Source organism: Phaeobacter sp. S60 (assembly GCF_000826845.1).
Classification (GTDB): Bacteria; Pseudomonadota; Alphaproteobacteria; order Rhodobacterales; family Rhodobacteraceae; genus Phaeobacter; species Phaeobacter piscinae.
The window spans coordinates 363,336-383,620 of the sequence record NZ_JSWJ01000003.1 but is presented as its reverse complement, the minus strand read 5'-3'; the positions used below and the strand labels follow the sequence as shown (position 1 = coordinate 383,620).

Annotated in this window: 15 protein-coding genes and 1 tRNA gene; 8 read left to right on the top strand and 8 right to left on the bottom strand. The window is 60.3% G+C overall.

All coding sequences use genetic code 11. The annotated features are described in order from the left end of the window. Positions 1-21: 21 nt before the first annotated feature. From OO25_RS03335 to OO25_RS03325, 3 genes are all read left to right on the top strand, one after another. A complete protein-coding gene (locus OO25_RS03335; RefSeq protein ID WP_040169078.1) occupies positions 22-357 on the top strand; it encodes a multidrug efflux SMR transporter in 336 nt (111 codons plus the stop codon). A gap of 148 nt (positions 358-505) precedes the next feature. Continuing rightward, complete coding sequence (gene typA / locus OO25_RS03330) at positions 506-2,326, top strand: translational GTPase TypA (protein WP_040178729.1); 1,821 nt, start codon at positions 506-508, stop codon at positions 2,324-2,326. Between the two features lie 117 nt (positions 2,327-2,443). Further along, positions 2,444-3,025 carry a VOC family protein gene (locus OO25_RS03325; protein WP_040178462.1) on the top strand — a complete coding sequence of 194 codons (582 nt, stop codon included), beginning with the start codon at positions 2,444-2,446 and terminating at the stop codon, positions 3,023-3,025. A 91-nt stretch (positions 3,026-3,116) separates the two neighbouring features. Here the strand turns inward: OO25_RS03325 and OO25_RS03320 are convergent, their stop codons facing one another. From OO25_RS03320 to recA, 3 genes are all read right to left on the bottom strand, one after another. Continuing rightward, positions 3,117-3,404, bottom strand: a complete 288-nt coding sequence (locus OO25_RS03320; protein ID WP_040169075.1) for a DUF1330 domain-containing protein — start codon at positions 3,402-3,404, stop codon at positions 3,117-3,119. A 94-nt stretch (positions 3,405-3,498) separates the two neighbouring features. Then, positions 3,499-6,150, bottom strand: a complete 2,652-nt coding sequence (gene alaS, locus OO25_RS03315; protein ID WP_040178461.1) for an alanine--tRNA ligase — start codon at positions 6,148-6,150, stop codon at positions 3,499-3,501. A 214-nt stretch (positions 6,151-6,364) separates the two neighbouring features. After that, positions 6,365-7,432, bottom strand: a complete 1,068-nt coding sequence (gene recA, locus OO25_RS03310) for a recombinase RecA (RefSeq protein WP_024097302.1) — start codon at positions 7,430-7,432, stop codon at positions 6,365-6,367. A gap of 204 nt (positions 7,433-7,636) precedes the next feature. Between recA and OO25_RS03305 the strand changes: the two genes are divergently transcribed. Next, positions 7,637-8,230 (top strand): hypothetical protein, encoded by a 594-nt coding sequence (locus OO25_RS03305; protein ID WP_040178459.1) that lies wholly within the window; start codon positions 7,637-7,639, stop codon positions 8,228-8,230. 62 nt (positions 8,231-8,292) lie between these two features. Here the strand turns inward: OO25_RS03305 and OO25_RS03300 are convergent, their stop codons facing one another. The 3 genes from OO25_RS03300 to guaB all read right to left on the bottom strand — a co-directional run bounded on the left by OO25_RS03300 (position 8,293) and on the right by guaB (position 13,413). Continuing rightward, positions 8,293-10,608, bottom strand: coding sequence for an ATP-binding protein (locus OO25_RS03300; protein ID WP_040178458.1), 2,316 nt, complete (start codon positions 10,606-10,608; stop codon positions 8,293-8,295). Between the two features lie 94 nt (positions 10,609-10,702). After that, complete coding sequence (locus tag OO25_RS03295) at positions 10,703-11,914, bottom strand: RsmB/NOP family class I SAM-dependent RNA methyltransferase (RefSeq protein ID WP_040178456.1); 1,212 nt, start codon at positions 11,912-11,914, stop codon at positions 10,703-10,705. A 50-nt stretch (positions 11,915-11,964) separates the two neighbouring features. Then, entirely contained in the window at positions 11,965-13,413 is a 1,449-nt protein-coding gene (gene guaB, locus OO25_RS03290) for an IMP dehydrogenase (RefSeq protein WP_040178455.1), read from the bottom strand. Positions 13,414-13,676: 263 nt separating this feature from the next. On the opposite strand from guaB, the gene OO25_RS03285 reads away from it, so the two are divergent. From OO25_RS03285 to OO25_RS03270, 4 genes are all read left to right on the top strand, one after another. After that, positions 13,677-14,852, top strand: coding sequence for a CaiB/BaiF CoA-transferase family protein (locus OO25_RS03285; protein WP_040178728.1), 1,176 nt, complete (start codon positions 13,677-13,679; stop codon positions 14,850-14,852). Positions 14,853-15,013: 161 nt separating this feature from the next. Continuing rightward, positions 15,014-17,110: an ASKHA domain-containing protein gene (locus tag OO25_RS03280; protein ID WP_040178452.1), complete on the top strand. Its 2,097-nt coding sequence runs from the start codon at positions 15,014-15,016 to the stop codon at positions 17,108-17,110. A 75-nt stretch (positions 17,111-17,185) separates the two neighbouring features. Continuing rightward, positions 17,186-17,259: transfer RNA gene (locus OO25_RS03275), tRNA-Gly, on the top strand. A gap of 147 nt (positions 17,260-17,406) precedes the next feature. Beyond that, positions 17,407-17,883 carry a thioesterase family protein gene (locus OO25_RS03270; protein ID WP_040178450.1) on the top strand — a complete coding sequence of 159 codons (477 nt, stop codon included), beginning with the start codon at positions 17,407-17,409 and terminating at the stop codon, positions 17,881-17,883. A 34-nt stretch (positions 17,884-17,917) separates the two neighbouring features. Here the strand turns inward: OO25_RS03270 and pgl are convergent, their stop codons facing one another. Next, complete coding sequence (pgl, locus tag OO25_RS03265) at positions 17,918-18,589, bottom strand: 6-phosphogluconolactonase (protein WP_040178727.1); 672 nt, start codon at positions 18,587-18,589, stop codon at positions 17,918-17,920. After that, complete coding sequence (zwf, locus tag OO25_RS03260; protein ID WP_040178448.1) at positions 18,586-20,073, bottom strand: glucose-6-phosphate dehydrogenase; 1,488 nt, start codon at positions 20,071-20,073, stop codon at positions 18,586-18,588. Before zwf ends, pgl begins: the two co-directional genes overlap by 4 nt. Positions 20,074-20,285: the final 212 nt, after the last annotated feature.

The window sequence follows — 20,285 nt, the reverse complement described above, 5'->3', positions numbered from 1 at the left end:
ATCCCCACTGGAAGTCTGAACATGCCGCTTCACTATCTCTATCTGGTCCTTGCGGTTGCCGCAGAAACCATTGGCACCACCGCCTTGCAGGCCAGCCAGCAATTCACCCGGCTTGGCCCGTCACTGCTCGTAGTGGTTGGCTATGGGTTGGCGTTTTACCTCATGGCGCTCACCCTGCGGCACATGCCTGTGGGGATCGTCTATGCGATCTGGTCCGGCCTTGGCATTTTCCTCATCGCGATCATTGGCTGGGTTGTATTCGGACAACGGCTTGATCTGCCTGCTGTTCTGGGATTGTTGCTGATCCTGGCCGGCATCCTGGTGATCCATTTGTTTTCTAACACCACCGGACATTGACAGCGATCATCACGTCCTCACGTATGGCCAGCCAAACGCCACAACACGGGTTCGATTGGGGCCACGCGGGCAAAAAGATGTATTTCCTCTGGCCTTTGGTGGCCTATCACGCTATGCGCGCGTCAACTTCCTTACAAAGGCTGACGTCATGGACCTGCGCAACATTGCGATCATTGCTCACGTGGACCACGGGAAAACCACCCTGGTTGACGAGCTTCTGAAACAATCCGGCGCCTTCCGCGAAAACCAGGCTGTGGCGGAACGCGCCATGGACAGCAACGATCTGGAACGCGAGCGGGGCATCACAATTCTGGCCAAGGCCACTTCGGTGGAGTGGAACGGCACCCGGATCAATATCGTCGACACCCCCGGCCACGCCGATTTCGGCGGCGAGGTTGAGCGGATCCTGTCGATGGTGGACGGTGTTGTCCTGCTGGTAGACGCCGCAGAAGGCCCGATGCCACAGACCAAATTCGTGACCTCCAAGGCGCTGGCACTGGGTCTGCGCCCGATTGTGGTCGTGAACAAGGTCGACAAACCCGATGGTGAGCCAGATCGCGCGCTGGACCAGTGTTTTGACCTCTTCGCGAACCTCGGCGCCGATGATGATCAGCTGGACTTCCCGTCCATGTATGCGTCCGGTCGCTCCGGTTGGGCTGATATGGAACTGGACGGCCCGCGCAAGGATCTCTCCGCCCTGTTCGACCTCATTGTGGAACACGTCCCTGCGCCAAAGCAGATCGAGCACAAAGACGAGCCGTTCCGCATGCTCGCCACCACACTGGGCGCCGACCCTTTCATGGGTCGCATCCTGACCGGCCGTGTTGAATCCGGTACGCTGAAGGCAGGTGACAACCTCAAAGCGCTGAGCCGTGAAGGCGATCTGATCGAGAACTTCCGCTGCACCAAGGTTCTGGCCTTCCGTGGTCTTGGCCAGCAGGCCATCGACGTCGCCGAGGCCGGTGATATCGTCTCCATCGCGGGAATGACCAAGGCAACCGTGGCGGATTCGCTGGTAGATACCTCAGTCAGTGAAGCCCTGCCCGCGCAGCCGATTGATCCGCCCACCATCACCGTCACTTTTGGCATCAATGACAGCCCGCTGGCTGGTCGCGATGGCAAGAAGGTTCAGTCCCGCGTCATTCGCGATCGTCTGATGAAGGAAGCCGAATCCAACGTCGCGATTCAGATCTCCGACACCCCCGGCGGCGAGGCCTTTGAGGTTGCCGGTCGCGGCGAACTCCAGATGGGTGTTCTGATCGAGAACATGCGCCGCGAAGGATTCGAACTGTCGATCTCCCGTCCGCAGGTGCTGTTCAAAGAAGAAGACGGCGTCCGCATGGAGCCGGTTGAGGAAGCCACCATCGACGTCGATGATGAATATTCCGGCGTCGTCATCGAGAAGCTGACCGGTCACCGCAAGGGTGAGCTGGTCGAGATGAAACCGGCAGGCGTTGGCAAGACCCGCATCATCGCGCATGTCCCCTCCCGTGGCCTGATCGGCTATCACGGGGAGTTCCTGACCGACACCCGAGGCACTGGCGTTCTGAACCGCGTGTTCCACGGCTGGACCCCGCACAAAGGCTCCATTCCTGGACGTCGCGCGGGTGTTCTGATTTCCATGGAAAACGGCACCTCGGTGGCCTATGCCCTGTGGAACCTGGAAGAACGCGGCAAGATGATGATCGGCGCGCAGGAAGACGTCTACACCGGCATGATCATTGGCGAGCACAGCCGCGACAATGATCTTGAGGTGAACCCGCTGAAAGGCAAGAAACTGACCAACGTTCGTGCCTCCGGCACCGACGATGCGGTGCGTCTGACAACGCCGATGAAGCTCTCTCTGGAAGAGGCGATTGCCTATATCGACGATGACGAGCTGGTGGAGGTGACCCCGAACTCCGTGCGTCTGCGCAAGCGCTACCTCGACCCGCATGAGCGCAAGCGGATGGCCCGCGCCAACGCTTAAGATACAGTCGATACAGAAAATATCAGAGGCCGCCCAGAATTCAGGGCGGCCTTTTTGCTATCCGTTTGCCGCGTGCTACCCTGCGAGAAACAGGGGTTCATCCAAGGGAAAGACAGCATGCGCAAACTACAGGTTCAGGGCGTTCACCATATCACCTTGACCGGTGCCGACCGGCAGACGTCAATCGATTTCTGGGAGGGCGTGCTGGGCATGCCGTTCATCTTCGACCAGCCCAATCTTGACGACCCGGACGAAGGCCATCTCTACTTCGATCCCGGCGATGGCCGCCTGATCACCGTCTTCACCAATGAGACCCGCACGGCTGACCGTCGTCGCACGCCGATGGACCCTGGCTGTGTCCATCATCTGGCCTTCAACGTCTCAAAGGCCACTTTTGCCCAGGCCGTTGAACGGCTCAACGAGCGCGGCATCGGACATTCCGGTCCGAAGGATCGCGGCTTTATGGATTCGATCTACTTCAAGGATCCGATGGGGTTGCTGATCGAACTCGCCTGCTACAAATTTGAACCCCCGATGGGGTGCTCCCATGCGGATGTGATGATCACCGCACATAAGATCCGGGTTGCTGCCGGAGACTATAACATTCAGGAAAAACACCTGGCCGACGCGATAGAGCAGCTGGTTGAACGGCGGCAACAGACCCTGTCTGAGGATCGCACACCCCGCAATCCCTATTGAGAGACCTGCTACACTGCCAACAACGCTTTGAAAAATGAAAAAGAGCGGCCAAAGGCCGCTCTCATCACATCTGCAAGAGGCCGATCAGTGCTTACTCGCTGATCTCAACCACCATCAACTCCCGCTCGGAGGCGTCACGGGCATGGCTCAGCGCCTCTTGGTATTCGGGGCTGTTATAGCACTCCACCGCGGCATCGACGCTGGGGAATTTTGCCACGACATTGCGCGGACGTTCCTTGCCTTCCAGCTGCACAAACCGGCCGCCACGGGCGATGAACTGACCGCCATGTTTGGCAACCGCCGGGCCGGCCAATTCAGCGTATTTGCCGTAAGCGTCTGCGTCGGTGACGGTGACATGTGCAATCCAGAGTGCTGGCATCGGGGACGTTCCTTTGTCTGACGATCTTTCCGGTAGGTTACGGGAATTGCCGGAAAGACCAAGTCATTTTTGATCAGATGATCAAACAGATGTGTTACCCAGCCAACAGGGCCTCAGCTGCCTTGATCGCCTCCTCGGCGCCAGCGAAGTCCTTGCCGCCGCCCTGCGCCATATCAGGACGACCACCGCCGCCTTTGCCGCCGACCGCCGGTACGGCTGCCTTCAAGACATCAACCGCAGACACTTCTGCCGTCAGATCATCCGTGACACCTGCGGCCACCGCCACCTTGCCGCCATCATTGGCGATCAGCAGGATCACACCGGAGCCGATTTTCTGCTTATGGGCATCAATCAATCCGCGCAGATCCTTGCCCGAAACACCTTCCAGCGCCTGACCGAGGAAGGTCTTGCCACCAATTTCTTTGGTCTCGGATCCGCCACCAGCGCCGCCGCCCATGGCAACCTGCTGTTTCAGCTGCGACACCTCGTTCTGCAGCGCCTTGCGTTCATCCATCAGCGCCTTGAGACGGTCCATGACCTCCTCCGGCTGTGCCTTGAGACTATTGGCAACCTCCGCCATCCGCAGGGCCTCGCGGTCCAGATGAGCAAAGGCTTCTGCGCCGGTTAGTGCCTCGATCCGACGCACCCCAGCAGAGGAGGCACTATCACTCAGGATCACAAAGGTGCCGATGTCCCCGGTTTGGCGCACATGAGTGCCGCCGCACAGCTCGATCGAATAAGTGGTGCCATCCTGTCCCTTGCCGGTGTCGGCCTCACCCATGGAGACGACGCGCACCTCATCGCCGTATTTCTCACCAAACAGCGCCTGCGCGCCCAGGGCGCGAGCATCATCCGGCGTCATAATGCGGGTTTCGACGGCAGTGTTCTGGCGAATAAACCGGTTCACATCAACGGCTACCCGGCGCAGTTCTTCCGCGCTCAACGCCTTGTTGTGGCTGAAGTCGAACCGCAGCCGGTCATCCGCATTGAGCGAACCGCGCTGCGCCACATGATCCCCCAGCGCCTCGCGCAGGGCCTCATGCAGCAGGTGCGTGGCCGAATGGTTGGCGCGAATGGCGCTACGGCGGATGTGATCGACCTCCAACTGGGCTGCGGCACCTTTGGTGATCAGGCCGCTTTCGACCTTGCCAAAGTGAATGAACACGCCAGCGGCTTTCTTGGTGTCCGTCACCCGAACCACGCCACCCTCGACACGGATCTCACCGCTGTCGCCGACCTGGCCACCGGACTCCGCATAGAACGGCGTCTGGTTCAGAACCACCTGCACGTCAGTGCCGGCCCCGGCTTCGGCAACCTGAGCGCCATCGACCACAAGCGCCATGATCTGACCTTCAGCTGCCTCGGTCTCATAGCCAAGGAAATCAGTGGTGCCCGCCTGATCGGCAATATCAAACCAGATGGTGCTATCCGCAGATTCACCCGACCCGGACCATGCCGCCCGCGCCTTGGCCTTCTGCTCCGCCATAGCGCTGTCAAACCCGTCGGTGTCCACGGTCCGGCCCTTTTCGCGCAAGGCGTCCTGGGTCAGATCCAGCGGGAAGCCGAAAGTGTCATACAGTTTGAACGCCGCAGCACCGGGCAGCGGTGCGCCCTCATCCAGACCGGCCAGCTCGTCATCCAGCAGTTTCAGGCCACGATCCAGCGTCTGCTTGAAACGGGTTTCTTCCTGATGCAGCGTCTCTTCGATCATCGGCTGTGCGCGCCCCAGTTCGGGATAGGCTGCCCCCATCTGCTGCACCAGCGCCGGGACCAGACGGTGCATCACCGGATCCTTGGCACCCAGCAAATGCGCATGACGCATCGCGCGGCGCATAATGCGGCGCAGCACATAGCCGCGCCCATCGTTTGACGGCATCACACCATCGGCCATCAGGAAGGATGTCGACCGCAGGTGGTCCGCAATCACCCGGTGGTGGACGTTCTGATCCCCATAGGGATCCACATTGGTCACATCGGCCGAGGCTTCGATCAGCGCCTTGAACAGGTCGGTGTCGTAGTTGTCATGGCTGCCCTGCAACAGTGCGCCGATCCGTTCCAGCCCCATGCCAGTGTCGATCGACTGCATGTCGAGCGCCTTCATCGTGCCGTCTTCGAATTGCTCGTTCTGCATGAAGACGACATTCCAGATCTCGATGAACCGGTCACCATCTTCATCAGCGCTGCCCGGAGGGCCACCCCAGATGTGATCGCCGTGATCATAGAAAATCTCGGTGCAGGGCCCACAGGGACCAGTCGGCCCCATCTGCCAGAAATTGTCGGAGGTATCGATGCGAATGATCCGATCTTCCGGCACGCCGACCTTCTTCCAGATCTCGAACGCCTCGTCATCGGTGTGATACACCGTGGTCAGCAGACGGTTCTTGTCGATGCCAAATTCCTTGGTGATCAGCTCCCAAGCAAAGGTGATTGCCTCTTCCTTGAAGTAGTCGCCAAAGGAGAAATTCCCCAGCATTTCAAAGAACGTATGGTGACGCGCGGTGTAGCCGACATTGTCGAGGTCGTTGTGCTTGCCGCCTGCCCGCACACATTTCTGCGAGGTCGTCGCGCGTTTGTAGTCGCGGGTTTCAACCCCGGTAAAACAGTTTTTGAACTGAACCATGCCAGAGTTGGCAAACATCAGGGTCGGGTCATTGCGCGGCACCAGCGGGCTGGAGGACACGACCTCGTGCCCCTGCTTGGCAAAGTAGTTCAGAAAGGTAGAGCGGATATCATTGAGCGTCGGCATAATCGGGATCTCTCGGCTGGCTGTCTCAGCGGTTCGGGAAGATGTATCCGCCCCCAGAGAGCCTGTCCAGCGCTGCGGTGCGGAAAGCCGACATGAAAAAGGGCGCGGAGAGGTCCGCGCCCTGTTTTGATCAGATTCTTCCGGCGTCATCTGTGCTTATGAACGGGCGCTGCCGCATCCATGGCACGTGACCGGGCGACCTGCGCCCCTGTCGTCAGGCTTCCAGGATGTCATCATCCGCACCTTCCGGCCGGTCAAACTCAAGCCCATGAGCCGCGCGGATCTTATCTTCAATATCATAGGCGATATGGGCGTTTTCGCGCAGATAGGTTTTGGCGTTTTCACGCCCCTGCCCGATACGCTCATCCCCGTAGGAGAACCAGGCCCCGGATTTTGCGACAACACCTGCGGCCACACCCAGATCCAGCAGTTCGCCCATCTTGGAGATGCCTTCACCATACATGATGTCGAATTCCACCTGTTTGAACGGTGGGGCCACCTTGTTCTTCACGACCTTCACGCGGGTTGCGTTGCCGACAACCTCATCCCGGTCCTTGATCGCACCAATGCGGCGGATATCCAGACGGACAGAGGAGTAGAATTTCAACGCGTTGCCGCCTGTTGTGGTTTCGGGCGAGCCGAACATGACGCCAATCTTCATCCGGATCTGGTTGATGAAAATCACCATGCAGTTGGAACGGCTGATGGAGCCAGTCAGTTTGCGCATGGCCTGGCTCATCAAACGGGCCTGCACGCCGACATTGCTGTCGCCCATGTCGCCTTCCAGCTCCGACTTTGGTGTGAGGGCTGCAACGGAGTCCACGATCACCATATTCACTGCGCCGGAGCGCACCAGCGTATCGGTGATCTCCAGCGCCTGCTCACCGGTATCGGGCTGTGAAATCAGCAGCTCGTCCAGATCGACACCCAGCTTGGCCGCATATTGCGGATCAAGCGCATGTTCCGCATCCACAAAGGCGCAAACGCCACCTTTCTTCTGCTGCTCTGCAATACAATGCAGAGTCAGCGTGGTCTTGCCCGAGCTTTCAGGGCCGTAGATTTCGACGATCCGCCCCATCGGCAAACCGCCGATGCCAAGGGCAATATCCAGCCCCAACGATCCGGTCGACGACGCCTCGATCTCGTTCAGGGGGTTGCCGTCGCCGAGCTTCATAATGGAGCCCTTGCCGAACTGCCGCTCAATCTGCGCCAGAGCGCTATCAAGCGCCTTTTGTTTGTCGCCGCTCTTCTTATTGTCTTTCATGGTCAAAAGATCCGCCATAGTCCCTTGTCCCTTTCTATGTGTCACACCCGCGAGCGGGCGGCAATCACTGCTTTGTTCGCCTCTTGTTCTATATGAGATCAAAAGGAGAACATTGCAATGAAAATCTGACGTGGCCACTCCTGCCCTGATCTGGTGGCCAAGAGGGTTAAGAGAGTGTTATCCAAGGAAGACCCTTCGTCTTAGCCGCGGATTTTTCACGCTATGCTGATCTTTTTCAAGGAACGACTGGCACTGCTGAGCGTGCCCAAAACCGGCACCACGGCCTATCAGGCGGCGCTGAGCGCCCGCGCCGATATGGTCTTTGCCAACCCGCCACAGCTGAAACACGCCCCGGTCTACCGCTACAATCGCTGGATTCGCCCGATGCTGGCCAAGGTTTGCGATGCCGAAATGGAGCTGGTTGCGGTCATGCGTGAACCGGTCAGTTGGCTGGGCAGTTGGTATCGGTTCCGGCAGCGCGACGATCTGCGCGGCCATGCCAACAGTACGCTGGGGATCAGCTTTGACGATTTTCTGCGGGATGCCTGCAAAGGAAAGCCGCCGCGTCACGCCGATGTCGGCAGTCAGGCCAAATTTCTGGAAGCCCAGCCCAATGGCTGCGCCGTCAGTCATTTCTTCCGCTACGAGGACCCAGACGCGCTCCATGGGTTTCTTCAGGACCGGCTCCAGACCGACATCAACCTGCCCCGGCTGAATGTCAGCCCGCCGGGCGATCTGGCCCCCAGCGGTGCTGCGCTAGAGGTTGTCAGACGCAAGCGGGCGGATGAGTTCGCACTTTATGCCAGTCTGAGCTGACACGTTCAGAATTGCCATCACACGGGCCACAGGAACAACCGCTCCAAGTCCAGTGAAGCCGCTTAGTGCAGCTGTTCGTGAACGGTTTCTGTCAACTGGTTGAGCGAGAAGGGTTTTGGCAGGAACACCGAATTCGGGACCGATGGCTCGGCCTCGCCAAAGGCACCTTCGGCATAGCCGGAGACAAAGACCACGCGGGTATCCGGACGCGTCTTCAATGCCTCACGCACCCAGCTGGGCCCGTCCATGCCGGGCATCACCACATCCGTGACGAAGACATCGACGGTAAGACCCGGATCTTCCAGGGTGCGCAATGCGTCCTCGGCAGATTCCGCCTCAAGCACCGTATAGCCGCGCATCCGCAGCGCGCGGGACGCAAAGGCCCGTACGGGCGCTTCGTCCTCCACCAGGAGAACAACCCCTTCGCCGTGCTGGGCGGCGACCGGTTTTGCGGTGGTATCTACAGTGATCGCAGCAGCGGCTTCCGCCTCCACCTGCGTGTTCACTGGGAAGAACAGGGTGAACTGAGTGCCCTGATCTTTGATCGAGTCGACGAAGATATAGCCGCCCGTCTGCTTGATGATGCCATAGGCTGTCGAAAGACCAAGGCCAGTGCCCTCACCCGTCCGCTTGGTGGTGTAGAACGGTTCAAACACCTTCTGTAGCTTGTCCGGGGATATGCCGACGCCTTCATCAGAAACCTTGACCGTAACCCAGTCGCCCGCAGGTACCACCGCACGGTTGCGTTCCAATGGTTGATCCAGCACCACGGCCTCTGTCTCGATCCGGATCTCGCCGCCCTGTGGCATCGCATCGCGCGCATTCACCACCAGATTCATCAGCACCTGTTCCAGCTGACGTTTGTCTGCCCGGATCGACCGCATCACGGGATCATGGCTCAGCGTCAGCGTTACTTTCTCCCCGACCAGTCGGTTCAACAGATGGGTGAGGTCAGACAGGGTGTCGCGCACATCCAGAACTTCAGGCTGCAAGGTCTGCTTGCGGGAGAATGCCAGCAGCTGACTGACAAGAGCCGCCGCGCGGTTGGCGTTCTCATGGATCTGGATCAGATCGCCGAAGTCCTGATCGCCCTGATCATGACGCAACAGCAGCAGATCGCAATGCCCGGAAATGGCCGTCAGAAGGTTGTTAAAATCATGCGCCACGCCGCCCGCCAGCTGACCAATCGCCTGCATCTTCTGGCTCTGCACAAATTGCGCCTCAAGCGTCTTCAGTTCGGTCGCATCGTTCAGCACCGCGATGAGGACGGTTTCGCCCTCCTCGATGACCCGGGTCAAGGTCACCTGCACAAACACTTCCTTGTCACGGCGCGTCAGACGCAGGAACTCGGACTTGTGCGAGGCTTGGCCGTCTGCGGTGTCGCGCAGCCAGTCCGACATCGGACGGCCAAGACCATCCATCAGCTGGCCGATATTCAGATTGCCGCAGGAGCTGATGCCCAGCAGGTGCATCCCCATCTTATTGGCCGAGATCAGCGCCCCCTTCGGATCAACCTTCACAAATGGCACCGGCAGGCTCTCGAGAGAGGCCTGTCCAACCGAGGTTTCGCTATCATCCAACTGCAGGAAATACAGCTCGCTGCGCCCCTGACTCCGGTTCTTCTCGCATACCAGAACCTCAATAAGCCCAGTTTTGGTGCTCATGGTGTTGATCTGTCCGGACAGCACCGGCAACGATGTAAATAGGCGGTCGGTGGACTTCACCCGTTCGCCGATCACCCCGCGGGCCGCCTCGTTCATGAACAGGACTGCCCCGGTGCGCCCAACCGTCAGCATCGGAATTGGCACCGCATCGGCGCCACGGCTGGTGGTGGGGCGATCCGTGATCTCCTCCACCCGCCACAAAAAGCTACCGCCCTGCATCTGATGGACCGCCAGCCGTACATGGCCACGGCGGGTCACGATATCTTCGCGCGCAGCCCCATCAACACGGGCGCGACTTTGCAGGCGGAACAGAACCGCAGAGGGATTGGCAAGGATCGAACGCAACGTGCCGGCAAGCGTCTCGGTATCGGCATCGGCAAACCGCTTCAGCGCGGCCCCGTTGGAGGCATGGATCATCCCATCATCATCACAGACGAAGGTCGCGGTCGCGTCCTTCTCGATGAACCCGGTGAGCAGCGCTGCCGCCATTGAGCGCGCCCGCAACCGCGTGCGCGCCTGCACCAGCATCATCAGCGCGACGGCAATCAGCGTCAGGCCAACCGTCACAAGCCCGCGCGTGATCCATTCTGGCGTCTGGAGCAGCCAAGGCGCAGTGATGACCATGGCCGACAATAGCAAAACCGCCGCCAGGCGAGCATGTTCCGGCGTGTAGACGCGCAACTGGGGAACGGGTGAAGCATGGCGACCGTTCATTGCGGCTCCCTCGATGAAATTTATGTGCTTATATCGAGACGAATTAGGTTAAAACTGCGTTAAGACCGCAGGTTCCGAATTGCCTTAGTGTCGATCAACCGTCGCTGAAATGGGACAGAACGGCAACATAGAAACCATCGGTTCCGTCCTGGACCTGCCAGCCGTGATCCCGTTGCAACTGCCAATCGGGGTTTCGATCCAGGAACGCTGCGACCTGGTCGCCATTTTCTGCGTCCAGCATGGAGCAGGTCGCATAGGCTAGCGTTCCGCCAGGGGCCACCAGCTGGCTGGCGTCGTGCAGGATCTGCGTCTGCGTCTGGCACAGCTCATCCAGCCGCGCCTGCGTCAGGCGCCATTTGCCTTCGGGTGCGCGCCGCCAGGAGCCAGAGCCGGAACAGGGCGCGTCACACAGAACCAGATCAAAGGGTGCCTTGGCAGCGACATCATCGGGGGCCAGCACTGTGATGGCGGCCCCGGCCCGATCTGCGCGTGCAGGCAGGTCTTTCATCCGTTGCGGCGCGATATCATGGGCAAAAACTGAAAGCTTGGCGCGCGCCGCGATGGCGAGGCTCTTACCACCGCCACCGGCACAGTAATCAAGCACCCGCTGGCCATCAGCCAGGGGCAGCGCCTCGATCACCGCCTGGCTGGCAGCGTCCTGCAATTCGACCAATCCGGTCAGATAGGCGGAACTGTTGCGCAGCTTGCGCGCCCCTTCCGTCACCGACAAAGCCGTGTCTGCTGCGGGGTGCGTCTCGGCAAGGATCCCCTCCTCGGCCAGCGCGCGCATCGCTGCGTCACGATCAGTTTTGCGCCGGTTGACGCGCAGATGCACTGGCGCGCGTTGCTGCAACGCGCGCGCGGCCGCCTCAGCCGCATCGCCAAGGCTGGCCGCAAAAGCAGGCCAGAGCCAGTCCGGAATATCAAGCGCCTCCGCCTGCTGCATCTGAGACGCGGCGCTGATTGCGGTCTCCTCAGCCTCCTCAAGCGGCGCAGGTGCGTGGCCCACTCCAGTGAAGATCTCGCCTATATCAGCGCCTTCTGCCCGCAACGCCCCCAAGATCAACTGCCGACCCGTTGTATTGGCATCCGAGATCTCCCCCGCGCCACCGCCGCCGCCAAGGGCCGCATAGGAGCGCAAGCATCGCAGAGCATCAAAGACGTGATCGCGCACCGCTGCGCGGTCTTTGGATCCGGCAAAACGGCTGCGCCGCGCCCAAGCTGTCAGTGCTTTTTCCGCAGGCTCTCCGGTCAGGATCTGATCGAGGATTTCGATAGCGGCCTGACGGCGGGCAGCCGGGGTCATACCCCGGCCTCATGGCGATGCGTCACAGTCATCCGGCAGCGCTCCTGTGTTTAGCCGATACGGTAATTCGGGCTTTCGCGGGTGATCTGCACGTCATGCACGTGGCTTTCTTTCAGGCCAGCGCCGGTGATGCGAACAAATTCGCAGTTTTTGCGCATCTCATCCACGGTTGCACAGCCGGTATAGCCCATAGCCGCGCGCAGACCGCCCACCAGCTGGTGGATCACCGCGCCAGCCGAGCCTTTGTAGGCGACCTGACCTTCGATCCCCTCGGGCACCAGTTTGTCGCTGGCCGCGTCTTTCTGGAAATAGCGGTCTGCGGAACCGCGCGCCATTGCGCCCAGCGATCCCATGCCGCGATAGGATTTAAACGAACGCCCCTGATAGAGGATCACCTCGCCCGGGCTTTCGTCGGTACCTGCAATCATCGAGCCAACCATGGCACAGGACGCGCCTGCCGCGATGGCCTTGGCAAAATCGCCGGAAAATTTGATGCCACCGTCCGCGATAATCGGAATATCGCCAGCAGCGCCGGCACAATCCATGATCGCCGTCAGCTGCGGCACACCCACACCCGCCACCATACGGGTGGTGCAGATGGAGCCCGGACCGATGCCGACCTTCACCGCATCGGCACCGGCATCAATCAACGCGCTGGTCGCTGCTGCGGTTGCGACATTGCCCGCCACAACCTGCACACCTGAGGACAGCGCCTTGATGCGTTTCACGGCCTCGATCACGCCTTCGGAATGACCGTGGGCGGTGTCCACGACGACAATATCAACACCGGCATCAATCAGCGCCTCGGAACGGGCAAAGCCGCTGTCGCCAACAGAGCTGGCAGCCGCCACGCGCAGGCGTCCCAGATCATCCTTGCAGGCGGTGGGGTTCAAAACCGCCTGTTCGGTGTCTTTCAGCGTCAACAGGCCTGTCAGTTTCCCGTCACCATCGGTCACCAGCAGCTTTTCAATGCGGCGCGCCTTCATCATCGACTTGGCCTCTTCCAGCTCAGCCGGTTCATGCAGCAGCGCGAGATTGTCGGAGGTCATCATCACCGAGACCGGCGTGTTGTCATCGGTGGCAAAGCGCATGTCGCGGTTGGTCACGATGCCAACCACGCGCCCGTCGTTATCGACAACGGGGAAGCCGGTGACGCGGTAGCGCTCCTGCAGGGCCTTGGCATCGGCCAGGGTCTGATCTGCGGTCAGGGTGATCGGGTTGTAGACAATGCCGCTCTCAAAGCGTTTGACCCGGCGCACCTGACGGGCCTGCTCTTCCAGATCCAGGTTCTTGTGAATGACACCCATGCCGCCGGCCTGCGCCATAGCGATGGCCATCCGCGATTCCGTCACCGTATCCATCGCCGAGCTGAGCAAAGGAATGTTCAGAGAGATGCCACCCGTGACGCGCGTGCGCGTGTCAGCCGTGTTCGGCAGAACGCTAGACGCAGCCGGAACCAGAAGAACATCATCGAATGTGAGAGCCTCACGAATCTGCATTTGTCATCCCCATGCATAACCCCGTTTGGCGATGACCCTATGGCACAGAAGCCGAAGGGGGAAAAGAGGTGGCGCCGGAAAAACGGGAGAATTGCGACGGTTTCTCAACCGGTGATGTGATGACCGCTGCCCCGCCTGCGACACTGGCCATGGACACCACGGCTGACAGCCTGCTCACCAAGACCGGGCTGATCTGCATCAAGGCAGGCTGCGGAGCATTCCGCCACCAAGAAACCGCGAACAGATCAGATAGGAGCCTCGCCATGATCCGTCCCCTCAGCGATATTGTTGTCCTCGACCTCACCCATGTGCTGGCAGGGCCCTATGCCTCCATGACGCTGCGCGATCTGGGCGCACGGGTGATCAAGGTGGAACGGCCGGGTCTTGGCGATGACACCCGTGCCTTTCCCCCCTTCAAAGACGGCGACAGCGCCTATTTTGCCACCATCAACCACGGGAAAGAGAGCATCGCTCTGGATCTGCGCGCCGAAGAGGATCGCGGCACCTTCGAACAGCTGCTGACGCAGGCTGATGTCATCCTGGAGAATTTTCGCCCCGGCGTGATGGAGCGGCTGGGGTACGGTTGGGAGGCCTTGCATGCCCGTTTCCCTAAACTCGTCTATGGTGCGGTCTCCGGCTTTGGTCACACCGGACCAGACCGGTTGCGCCCTGCTTATGACATGGTGGTGCAGGCCCGTGGCGGGGTGATGTCAATTACAGGCGAACGCGACCGCGAGCCGGTGCGCGTCGGCGCCTCCATCGGCGATCTCGCAGCGGGCATGTTCCTGTGTCAGGGTGTTTTGGCGGCGCTCTATGCTGTGCAAGGGGGCGCGCCTGGTCAAAAGGTGGATATCGCCATGCTCGACAGCCAGCTTGCGCTGTTGGAACACGCGGTGGCGATCACCTCGGTAACGGGCGAACCTCCACGCCCGTCAGGGGCGCGCCACCCGTCGATCACCCCGTTTGAGACGTTCCACGCCAGCGACGCATTGTTTGTGATCGCCGCCGGCAATGACGCGCTGTTTGCGACGTTGTGTACCGCGCTGGACCTGCCGCTGGCCACGGATGCGCGCTTTGCCAGCAATCAGGCGCGCTGCGAAAACGCCCGCCTTCTCAAACGGTTGATTGAGGCTGTGACGCTGGACCAGCCCGCATCCTATTGGATTGACCGGCTGCAGCGCGCCGGTGTGCCGACCGGTCCGATCCAGTCCGTCGCCGAGGTGATGCAGGATCCCCAGATCCTCGCCCGCAATATGCTGGTGGATGTCTGTGACCACGACGGCGCGCCACGGTTCAAGGCGGCGGGCAACCCGGTCAAACTCTCCGCGCTGCCTGATGAGACCACGCGCCCGCCTGCGCCGATGCTTGACGAACACCGTGGCCAGATCCTGCATTGGCTGGGCGACATCGCGTCAAGATCACCCGACAACAACACCTGAGGCGGCTTGATTTTTGTCATCAATCCGCCAGCCGCAGCGGTCTTTTCCCAAAACCGCCCAGAAATGACGCCACGAGACCGCAAAATGACGCGCGCCGCCTTTCCTCCCGCAAAAAACGCCATATGCTCCGCCCAAACCGCGCAAGCAAGATAGGTACAGGCATGGCAAACGATCCCGCCCCCGAGATCTCGACCGAGACCGCAACTGATCCCGCATCGCATCCGCTGGTGGTCTTTACCCCGTCCGGCAAGCGTGGCCGGTTTCCGATTGGCACGCCAGTTCTGACAGCAGCCCGCCAGCTGGGGGTCGATCTGGATTCCGTCTGCGGCGGGCGGGGCATCTGTTCGAAATGTCAGATCACGCCATCTTATGGTGAGTTCTCCAAACATGGCGTAACCGTCGCCGATGACGCCCTGACCGAATGGAACAAGGTCGAACAGCGCTACAAGGACAAACGCGGCCTGATCGACGGGCGGCGCCTGGGGTGTCAGGCGCAGGTTCAGGGCGATGTGGTGATCGACGTGCCACCGGAAAGCCAGGTCCACCGTCAGGTGGTCCGCAAACGCGCCGAAGCGCGCGACATCACCATGAACCCCTCCACCCGCCTTTATTATGTCGAGGTGGAAGAACCCGACATGCACAAACCCACAGGCGATATGGAGCGGCTGATCGAGGCGCTGGATGCGCAGTGGGATCTGAAGGGTGTCAAAACCGATTTGCACATCCTGAGCGTGCTGCAACCAGCCCTGCGCAAGGGCGGCTGGAACGTCACCGTCGCCGTGCATCTGGGCGATGAAAATCACCCGCCCAAGATCATGCACATCTGGCCGGGGTTCTACGAGGGCTCGATCTATGGTCTGGCGGTTGACCTCGGCTCCACCACCATCGCCGCGCATCTGTGCGACCTGAAAACCGGCGAGGTCGTCGCCTCCTCCGGCATCATGAACCCGCAGATCCGCTTTGGCGAAGATCTGATGAGCCGGGTTTCCTATTCGATGATGAACAAGGGCGGCGATCAGGAGATGACCCGCGCGGTACGCGAGGGCATGAACGCGCTGTTTACCCAGATCGCGTCTGAGGCGGAAATCGACAAGGCGCTGATCGTGGACGCGGTGTTCGTCTGCAACCCGGTGATGCACCATCTGTTCCTTGGCATTGATCCGTTTGAACTGGGTCAGGCGCCCTTCGCGCTGGCGACCTCCAATGCGCTGGCACTGCGCGCCGTAGAGCTGGACCTGAATATTCATCCAGCCGCCCGTGTCTACCTGCTGCCCTGCATTGCCGGCCATGTGGGGGCCGACGCCGCCGCAGTGGCACTGTCGGAAGCGCCCGACAAATCAGAAGATCTGGTGCTGGTCGTGGATGTGGGCACAAATGCGGAAATCCTGCTGGGCAACAAAGACAAGGTGCTGGCCTGTTCATCCCCCACCGGCCCCGCGTTTGAGGGCGCGCAGATCTCCAGCGGTCAACGGGCGGCCCCCGGTGCCATTGAACGGGTTGAGATCAACCCGGAGACCAAGGAGCCGCGCTTCCGGGTGATCGGCTCCGACATCTGGTCGGATGAGGACGGTTTTGCCACCGCAGTCGCCACCACCGGCATCACCGGTATCTGTGGCTCCGGCATTATCGAGGCGATTGCAGAGATGCGGCTTGCTGGTGTGCTGGATGCCTCCGGTCTGATTGGCTCAGCCGAACAGACCGGCAGTGCGCGTTGCATCCAGGACGGGCGCACCAATGCCTATCTGCTTTGGGACGGCTCTGCCGAGGGCGGCCCGACCATCACAGTGACCAACCCCGATATCCGCGCGATCCAGATGGCAAAGGCGGCGCTCTACTCCGGCGCACGTCTCCTTATGGACAAATTCGGCATCGATACCGTTGATCGGGTGGTGCTGGCGGGCGCATTCGGTGCGCATATTTCCGCAAAACACGCGATGGTCCTTGGGATGATCCCGGATTGTCCACTGGACAAGGTGACCAGCGCGGGCAATGCCGCAGGCACCGGTGCCCGTATTGCGCTGCTCAACACAAAGGCCCGCACCGAGATTGAGGCCACCGTCCAGCGGATCGAAAAGATCGAAACCGCAGTGGAGTCACGGTTTCAGGAGCATTTCGTCAATGCCTCTGCCATCCCGAACTCCGCCGAACCCTTCCCGATCCTGAACAGCATCGTCACCCTGCCGGAGGCGAATTTCAACACCGGAGGTGGCGACGGCAATGAGGACGGCGGACGCCGTCGTCGGCGGCGGCGCGGATAAGGCATTTTTGCCGGTCGCGGGGGTGGTTGGGCGCTTGACCCTCCCCCGCGAAACCGGTAATCACCCCTTATTGGCGCGGGTATGGTGAAAAGGTATCACGGCAGCTTCCCAAGCTTTAGTTACGAGTTCGATTCTCGTTACCCGCTCCAAAATCCCTCACATTAAGACAGCCTCGCAGTTCACTGGATTTTCAGTGGTATTTTGCATTCACGGCATGTTGCGAATGTCCCTTATAAGACATCCTGTAGCGGCGTGCTGACTTGCACCTTGGTGCCAATCTCGCTAGCGACTTCCGCATGGATCTGATCTTTCACACCCCGCTCAGCCCGGATGCTCAACGCCACCACGGTCTCAAAAGCCCGCAGCCGCTGGCAATGGCAGATCGGGTGCGGTTTTCCGAGCTGGATATTCTGCATCACGTAAACAACAAGGCCTATCTGAGCTGGTTTGAGACCCTGCGCGTGGCCTACTATGATCGGTTTTTCGCCCCCCATTTCAACGGGATGCCTGCCCCTCGCAATGTGCTGCGCAACGCAAATGTGCATTACATGAAAGAGATGGTGCTGGACGAGGACTATATCACCACGGCCCGCGTCGTGTCCTTCCGCCGGACCTCATACGTGATGGAACAGCAGATCTGGTCTGGTGATCTGCGTGCAACGATGACCGGTATCATGGTTCTCCGCACACCAGATGGGCAATCGGGCTATCCGCTGCCAGACAGCCTCCGCACCGCCCTGATCGAGCGGGACGGCGCTGTTTCAGAGGGTTAAGTGGCGGATCTCAACCCTCAACACTTTACCTGATCTAGGGCGCCCAATGCACTGTCATTTCTGACAAAACTGCCTGAATTGGCGCCTCTCCCGGCGGCAAGGATTTGGCGGTTTCAAGCGCCTCCCGCTTTGCCTCCCCGTAAATCACCAGATGTTTGGCAATCGCCGCATCCAATACCCGCGCCGATAGGCTGACACGCGGTTCCGGCTGGCTGTCGGGCCGCATCACCGCCAACACCGGCGCATCTGGCGCCAGTGCCTCGCTCAGCCCGCGCACGCCGGGAAACAGAGAGGCCGTGTGCATGTCTTCGCCCATCCCCAACAGGACAACAGAAAGCGGCAGATCCGGCTCAATCTGGCTTTCGACCTCAGCCAGCACATCCTCTGGCGCCCGCGCAGGCACATGAAACGGCACGAAGGTCGCGGATGCCGCCCGATTGACCAGCAGACGCTCGCGGATCATGCGCGCATTGGAACGTGCGCTGTCGGCGGGCACCCAGCGTTCATCCGTCGCCATCAGGCGCACCCGCGCCCAGTCGATATCCGCGGCGCAGAGATCGTCAAAAATCGGCGCGGGGGTGGTGCCGCCTGCGACGGCAAAGGACGCGCTGTCATGATGCAAAAGATGGGTCTTCAGATCACCAGCCAGTTGATTGGCCACGTCAATCGCCAGCATATCCCGATCTGCATATTCGATAATATTCATGGGTTGATCCCCCGCCATTCCCGTTCATCGCGCCGCATCAGGAGATCCGCATCTCCCGGTCCGGTGCTACCGCTATCATAGGGTTTTGGCACATCTCCGCGCGATGTCCAGCCCGCAATGATGGGATCCGTCCAGGCCCAGGCGGCTTCCACCTCATCACCGCGCATGAACAGCGTCTGATTGCCCCGGATCACATCGGTGATCAGCCGCTCATAAGCATCGGGCGCGCCGTCGATATCCGCCCCCAGCGCCTGGGCAAAGCTCATATCCAGCGGCACATCGATCAGCCGCATACCGCCGGGTCCAGGCTCCTTGATGGTCACCTTGAGGGTGATGCCCTCATTCGGTTGCAGACGAATGGTCAGCAGATTGGCGTGGCGTCCGGCATCGGCGCCAAAAATCGAATGGGGCGCGTCCTTGAAGAACACATTGATCACAGAGGAGCGCGCCACCAGCCGCTTGCCCGTGCGCAGATAAAACGGCGTGCCCGCCCATCGCCAATTGCTGATATGGGCCTTCAGCGCCACATAGCTTTCGGTGGTGGAGCGCGGATCCCCCACGGTTTCACGGTAAGATTGGTCGTCGTCGCGCCCTGCCCCGTCCTCAGCCGACGTGTATTGACCGCGCACAATATGGTGGGGTTCCACCGGCTCCAGCGCCCGGATTACCTTCAGCTTTTCGTCGCGCACGGCATCGGGATCGAATTTTGCCGGGGGCTCCATGGCAATCAGGCACAGCAGCTGCATCAGGTGATTTTGCATCATGTCCCGCATCGCACCGGATTTGTCATAATACGACGCTCTACCGTCAACACCGACCGATTCAGCGACGGTAATTTGAATATGATCCACATACTGACTGTTCCAGAGGGGCTCAAACAGCATATTGCCAAACCGGATCGCCATCAGGTTCTGCACCGTTTCCTTGCCCAGATAGTGATCAATCCTGTAGATCTGACTTTCATCGAAGTGGCCCGCCAGAGTGCGATTGAGCGCTTTTGCTGAGGCCAGATCATGACCGAAGGGTTTTTCTACCACAATCCGGGTTTGCTCATCCGCCAGCTGATGCGTCCAGATCTGCTCCGCCAGCGGCGCAAACAGCGCCGGGCCGACTGAAAAATAAAATACCCGCACTCGATTCGAACTTCGCAGACCAAGCATTTGTTTCAGCGCCGCCCAGCCATCGCGCGCCTCCGCATCAATCGCCAAATACTCCAGCCGCGCCAGAAACCGCTCAAGCTCCTCACCGCGCGCAGCAATCTCCGCACCGCTCAGCTCATTGTGCAAAGACGCGCGGATCAGATCGCGATAGCCATCGCTGCCAAGCGCCCTCCGCGCCGCGCCCACAATCCGCGCATCCTGCGGCAATTGGCCTGCACAATGGCGCCGGAACAGCGCAGGCAGGATTTTGCGCCGCGCCAGATCCCCCGTGCCGCCAAATATCACAAGATCGAAGGCCTGAACCGGAATAACTCGGGAAACCATATTGCGCTTTCTCTCAACCAGGGGGGCACATTCCAACTTGAGGCGCATCAAACACGTCCCACAGGCCAGCACCTGTCACCGCAGCACCGGCTTGCACAACGCAAAAGCCACTGCCATCGGGTCCATTCGGCGCCAGTATAAGCAGTTGCCTCAGAAAGAAAACAGATCTCCGCGCATGGTCGTCGCGACGCGCAGCCGAGCCCCGCGCACCC

Bases quoted from the DNA above. Each gene is read 5' to 3' on its own strand.
- OO25_RS03335 (WP_040169078.1), top strand. From the start codon at position 22: ATGCCGCTTCACTATCTCTATCTGGTCCTTGCGGTTGCCGCAGAAACC.
- typA (WP_040178729.1), top strand. From the start codon at position 506: ATGGACCTGCGCAACATTGCGATCATTGCTCACGTGGACCACGGGAAA.
- OO25_RS03325 (WP_040178462.1), top strand. From the start codon at position 2,444: ATGCGCAAACTACAGGTTCAGGGCGTTCACCATATCACCTTGACCGGT.
- OO25_RS03320 (WP_040169075.1), bottom strand. From the start codon at position 3,404: ATGCCAGCACTCTGGATTGCACATGTCACCGTCACCGACGCAGACGCT.
- alaS (WP_040178461.1), bottom strand. From the start codon at position 6,150: ATGCCGACGCTCAATGATATCCGCTCTACCTTTCTGAACTACTTTGCC.
- recA (WP_024097302.1), bottom strand. From the start codon at position 7,432: ATGGCGGATCTTTTGACCATGAAAGACAATAAGAAGAGCGGCGACAAA.
- OO25_RS03305 (WP_040178459.1), top strand. From the start codon at position 7,637: ATGCTGATCTTTTTCAAGGAACGACTGGCACTGCTGAGCGTGCCCAAA.
- OO25_RS03300 (WP_040178458.1), bottom strand. From the start codon at position 10,608: ATGAACGGTCGCCATGCTTCACCCGTTCCCCAGTTGCGCGTCTACACG.
- OO25_RS03295 (WP_040178456.1), bottom strand. From the start codon at position 11,914: ATGACCCCGGCTGCCCGCCGTCAGGCCGCTATCGAAATCCTCGATCAG.
- guaB (WP_040178455.1), bottom strand. From the start codon at position 13,413: ATGCAGATTCGTGAGGCTCTCACATTCGATGATGTTCTTCTGGTTCCG.
- OO25_RS03285 (WP_040178728.1), top strand. From the start codon at position 13,677: ATGATCCGTCCCCTCAGCGATATTGTTGTCCTCGACCTCACCCATGTG.
- OO25_RS03280 (WP_040178452.1), top strand. From the start codon at position 15,014: ATGGCAAACGATCCCGCCCCCGAGATCTCGACCGAGACCGCAACTGAT.
- OO25_RS03270 (WP_040178450.1), top strand. From the start codon at position 17,407: ATGGATCTGATCTTTCACACCCCGCTCAGCCCGGATGCTCAACGCCAC.
- pgl (WP_040178727.1), bottom strand. From the start codon at position 18,589: ATGAATATTATCGAATATGCAGATCGGGATATGCTGGCGATTGACGTG.
- zwf (WP_040178448.1), bottom strand. From the start codon at position 20,073: ATGGTTTCCCGAGTTATTCCGGTTCAGGCCTTCGATCTTGTGATATTT.